Below are 2,929 nucleotides of genomic sequence, written 5' to 3'. Positions count from 1 at the left end.
GCAGGGTGGCGGCCATCTTCGCGAGCAGCGGCGGGTGCCGGTAGCCGACGCCGAGGACGTGGTGGCAGAGCTCGACGCGCTCGTGGCGGGCGGCGAGCCACGTCAGCGTCGTCCAGGCCTCCATGAACGGGTCGGTCGGCGCGTCCATCCCGTAGAAGTGGTCGGCCAGCCACAGCGAGTCGAAATGGGGCAGGGCCGTGGGGAGGATGCCGGTGTCCTGGTCCACCACGATCGGCCGGTGCCCGCTGAAGCGGTTCCCGATCGCGGGGGAGAGCCAGCCGAACCGGGGCGTCCTCGTCACCTCGGCATCCTAGGGCTCGGCGTCCGGCCCGGGTCCGCGCGTCAGCCCGCGATCAGCTCGAGGAGCTCCTTCCGGTCGGGGCCGGGTGGCGGGTCGGGTACGGCCCCGCGCCGGGCTTCGACGGCCGCGGCGACGTGGGGTCGCGCGAGCACCTCGCTCGGGAGGGCGAGACACGTCATCGTCTCGACGAAGGCTCGGAAGGCCATGGGGTCCTCCATCGCGGCGCTGACGAAGGCGAGCACGTCCGGGTCCGGGTCCGGGGGTGCGACGCCGCGGCGCAACGCGTCCATCTCCGCGACGCGTGCACGGTCGGCGCGCAGCTGGTCGTCGATGTAGGGCGCCACCTGGGCCTCGGCCCGGGCGTGGAACTCGCGGGCGAAACCCGCCGGGTCGTCGGCGTGCTCGAGCAGGACGTCCCGCAGCACGTGCGCGTGCATGAGCCCCACGGAGAGGCCCCGTCCGGCCGACGGGTTCGTGCAGGCCCACGCATCCCCGACCGCGACGAACCCGGTGACGATCGGGGAGTCGTCGACGACGAGCGACCGGACCCGGTCGAGGACGCCGGCCATGACCGCCACGCCCGGCTCGACCTCGGCGTCGGTCCAGTGCGCCTGCAGCGGGAAGCCGCGGAGGACCCGGTCGAAGCAGGCGGGATCGCGCAGCGCCTTCAGCGGCTCGTCCCGGGAACCGCCGAACAGCGTCACCGACCACGTGTCGTTGTCGGCGGGCAGCGTGAGGATGGTGACCGTTCCCTGCATGGTGACCGGAGCGGCCCGCCACTCCGGGAGGGGTCCGCTGTAGTAGCGCGTGTAGTAGGCGTAGCCGCTGTCCTCGTCGACCCGGTGGGGCGGCCGGGTTCCGACGTCGGTGAGCCAGGCGTCGGTGGGCGTCCGCCGGCCCATCGCGTCGATGACCAGTGCGGCGCCCAGGCGCTCGCCACCCTCGATGACGACCCCGTCGACGTGGGGGACGCCGGGGATCGCTGCCGGCCCGCTCGCCGTGAGGCCGACGACCCGGACCCCTCGGCGCAGGGTCACCCCGGGTTGGGCTTCGGCATGGGCGGCGAGGACTGCTTCGAGGACCGGTCGGCGGCCGGTCAGCCATTCCAGCCACTCGTCGCCGGGCCTCCGGGATCGGTCGGTGATCGACGGAGGTGCGGTGTCCAGCGGGTCGAACACGCGAGCGCCGATCGCGGCGAGTGCCTGGCCGACACCGGGAAGATCCTCGTCGCAGAGGTGACGGAAGCGGGGGAAGACCCCGTGTGGCTGCCGGAACTGGGCGACCCCTCGCCGCCCCCAGCCCTGCCAGGCGTCCCGAGCCGCCTCCGGCGGCCGCGTGGGATCGGCATCGAGGACCGTCACCCGGTAGCCCTCGCGAGCCAGCATGACCGAGGTGGCCAGCCCGATCGCGCCGGCTCCGCACACCACGACGTCAGCGTCCATGTCGGCCTCCCGCCCGACGGCGGCGCGCGTCATCCCGCGCACCAGAGCTACGCAGTGTGACAGCGGGAAGGGACACATTGCGTCAACCGTGCGATTGCGGTCGAGTCAAGCTCGCCAAATGATCACGGAGAGCGAGAAATGCTCCACACTAGAGGTCCCCGCCCTCGTCGAGCAGCCGGTCGATCTCCCGGCGCAGCAGCCCCAGCCGGGCCTCGCGCACCAGCGGGATGTCCCGCCGACGCCGCCGCACGTCGGCCAGGTCGATCTCCACGGTGAGGGTCTGCTCGGCCTCGGGGCCCTCCCCGCACTCGCCGACGACCTCGCCCCACGGGTCGACGATGTGCGAGCCGCCCCAGAACGTCAGGCCGCCCTCCACGCCGACGCGGTTCACGAACACCACGAACAGCTGGTAGATGCGCCCGTAGAAGGTCGTGATGTTCCGCCAGTAGTCGCGCGAGTCGTAGCGCTCGGGCGACATCGACTGCGCGGAGTTCGCCGGCACGAGCAGCAGGTGCGCGCCGTCCTGGGTGGACAGGAAGGCGACCTGCGGCTGCCAGGCGTCGTTGCAGATCAGCGTGGCCGCGCGGTGCCGTCCGCCGCGCACCCCGTAGGCCCGCGAGTGCTGCCCGGGGAGGAAGTGCTTGCGCTCCTCGAACGTCGCGTAGGTCGGCAGGTAGAGCTTGCGGTGCACGTGGACGAGGTGGCCGTCCTCGTAGTAGCCCGCGCTGTTGTAGGTGTGCAGGCCGTGCGTGCCCGCCTCGGGGTAGCCGATGAGGATCCCGGCCCCGCCCGCGCGCTGGGACAGCCGCAGCAGCCGCCGGTCGTCGGGGGACAGCGAGAGGTCGTGCGTCACGTCGCCGAGCTGGTAGCCCGAGAGCGCGAGCTCGGGGAACACGACGAGGTCGGACTCCGCCTCGACGGCCTCGCTCATCACCCGCTCGGCACGCTTGAGGTTGCCGTCCAGGTCGCCGAGGGTGGCGTCGGTCTGGGCCAGGGTGATCCGCACGATGGCTCCTCGGTCGCGGTCGGACGGCGGTCGCGAACGGGACCGGGGCCACGGCGGCCCCGGCTCCTCACGGCGGTCGTCGGGTCCGGCGCGCGAGCACGACCGCACCGACGACGAGGCCGCCGAGGCCGGCTGCCCCCGCGGTCCCGATCAGCGCGACCGTGCGCGCCCCGGAGTGTG

Annotated in this window: 3 protein-coding genes; all 3 read right to left on the bottom strand. The window is 73.2% G+C overall.

Annotated features, from left to right (window positions below):
- The coding region (locus tag AC0CYZ_RS31940; RefSeq protein WP_472222337.1) for an LLM class flavin-dependent oxidoreductase at nucleotides 1-301 on the bottom strand (301 nt) is incomplete at its 3' end.
- A gap of 41 nt (nucleotides 302-342) precedes the next feature.
- Complete coding sequence (locus AC0CYZ_RS31935) at nucleotides 343-1,776, bottom strand: FAD-dependent oxidoreductase (RefSeq protein WP_472222335.1); 1,434 nt, start codon at nucleotides 1,774-1,776, stop codon at nucleotides 343-345.
- A 115-nt stretch (nucleotides 1,777-1,891) separates the two neighbouring features.
- Entirely contained in the window at nucleotides 1,892-2,749 is an 858-nt protein-coding gene (locus AC0CYZ_RS31930) for a nitrilase-related carbon-nitrogen hydrolase (RefSeq protein WP_472222333.1), read from the bottom strand.
- Nucleotides 2,750-2,929 lie beyond the last annotated feature (180 nt).

The sequence above is a fragment of the Actinomycetospora sp. genome (assembly GCF_055612215.1).
The sequence above is the reverse complement of the archived record's forward strand: the minus strand, read 5'-3'. Positions and strand labels throughout refer to the sequence as shown.